Raw genomic sequence first — 1872 nt, forward strand, 5'->3', positions numbered from 1 at the left:
GGGTGGACCGCCGGCGCCCGGGTGGCGACCCGAGGCGCGCTCCCGGTCCCGTGCCTGAGAGCCGGGGCCCGACCAGCGGTGGGGGCCGGAGCCGGGGCACCACCCCCGTGTGCCGCGGAAGCTGTCTGCCATGGCGTGCAGGCCACGCGCTCCGGCAGCGCGCGGCGTCTCGCGACGAGTGGCGAAGGCCCACACCGCGTCCGTTGCCCACTGGCAGCACCGGCCGCCCACCGGCGCGCTGCGCCCCTGTCCATCGCCTGCGCCAACCGCAGGGCGGGCACGCTTCATTTGCTGCCCGGCGACATCCCGGGATGACTGGCACCTCGATCGCAGGGAGCCGGGCGACGCATTTCTCCGGCGATTCACCTGCCGCCCCGGGCCATCCGACGCACCGTGCATCACCCCTCATCCACGAGCGGCAGGGTGATGGGCCGGGGCCTATAGTGGCGGAAGGTTCCTGCTCTCTCGAAGGAGGCGCCATGGGATTCATCCAGTCGCTGAACGCGGTTCTCCTCGGTGCCACGGTCGCCCTTCCTGTCGCGGCGCGCCCCGTGAGGGTCGACCATGAGGTCACGTGGACGGAGCGGGTCTGGCTTCACCACGGCTTCTACGTCTCGGCTCCCCTCAGCGAACCGCCGGTTGTCATTGCCCTCTCCTTCGACAACACGGTGCTGGAGCCGGTCGACGTCTCTCCCAGCTCCCGAAGCCATCAGCTCGGTGTGTCGGGCAGCACGCAGTGGGGACCGGGGAGTGCACCGCCGCCGACCGGGAGGTATGAGAGCGTCACGCGCATCGTGCAGGACTGGAGCGGGCCGCAGCTCGTGACGTCCCTGACGCACAGCCGGTCCTGGCTTGCGGAAGGCGAAGACCAGGGGTGGGCCTCATCCGTCACAGCGACCTTCCATTCGCCGTGGCAAGAACCGCCTGCGCTGACAGCGGACGCGGTGCTCGAGATGCTCACCGCCCAGCTCGACCGGCCCCTGCCTGCGTCCGCCTACGAGTACCGCAGCTGGGGCAGCCAGGACGGCATTCTGCAGTGGGACGAAACGGTGTACGGCACCGTGCGCATCGTGGGCGTGCAGGCGATTCCCGAGCCCCGCACGACATGGCTGTGGGGTGCGGGACTCTGGGTCCTGGCTTGGCAGGGACGTCGCTCGGTGCATCGACGCGGCCCTGCGGTGTGAGGCGGCGGCTGTCCGATGGACAGCCTGCTCACGGCACGCACGATCTCCTCGATCTCCTCGATCTCCTCGACAACCTGAACGCCTGAACGCCTCAACGCCTTCGACTGGTGGCGGCGCCTTGCATCGCTTCATCACCAGAGCCCGGCTGTTGAGCGCTGTCGCAAGTGCCCTGCGCATGGCCGCTCCACGCCGCAGTGAATCAGGCGGTTCCCGCGCCGTGGCCGCGACCTCGGCCCTGCTGTCGAGGGCCGCGATGCGCGCTGCGGATGAAGGCAGGGCAGAGCGAAATACCGATTCGACACCGGGCCTCGGTGCCCAGTCCGACCTGTTCATCTCTGCAGGTTGTCAGCTTCATCTGAACGAAGCAAGCGTCCCATCATTCGCGCCTTCATGGCACTGGGGCGCTGTCATGCCAGGGTCACGTTCTGCTGGCACTGAGTGCCACAAGAGGACACGATCCATCGGATCGACCCAGTCTCCCTGTTCGTTGTGACAGTTGCCATCGCACCGCTGATGGAGCAGCCAAAAAGGCCCTGCCTTGCCAGTGCTGACTTGGTCATTCATTGCACTGTCACTGGCCTCTGTTGTCCTTCATGAGGTCCTACGTGAACACGTAGTTGTTGAGACTCGCCGACGTTGTGTGTAATCGCACGGGTTCATGGCGGACCATCTTGAAGGACCTTGGAGT

Annotated in this window: 1 protein-coding gene; it reads left to right on the forward strand. The window is 67.3% G+C overall.

From position 1 onward, the window contains the following. Positions 1 to 479: 479 nt before the first annotated feature. A complete protein-coding gene (locus N7L95_RS26200) occupies positions 480 to 1184 on the forward strand; it encodes a hypothetical protein (RefSeq protein WP_301260569.1) in 705 nt (234 codons plus the stop codon). Positions 1185 to 1872 lie beyond the last annotated feature (688 nt).

Source organism: Eleftheria terrae, from assembly GCF_030419005.1.
GTDB classification, from domain to species: domain Bacteria; phylum Pseudomonadota; class Gammaproteobacteria; order Burkholderiales; family Burkholderiaceae_C; genus Caldimonas; species Caldimonas terrae.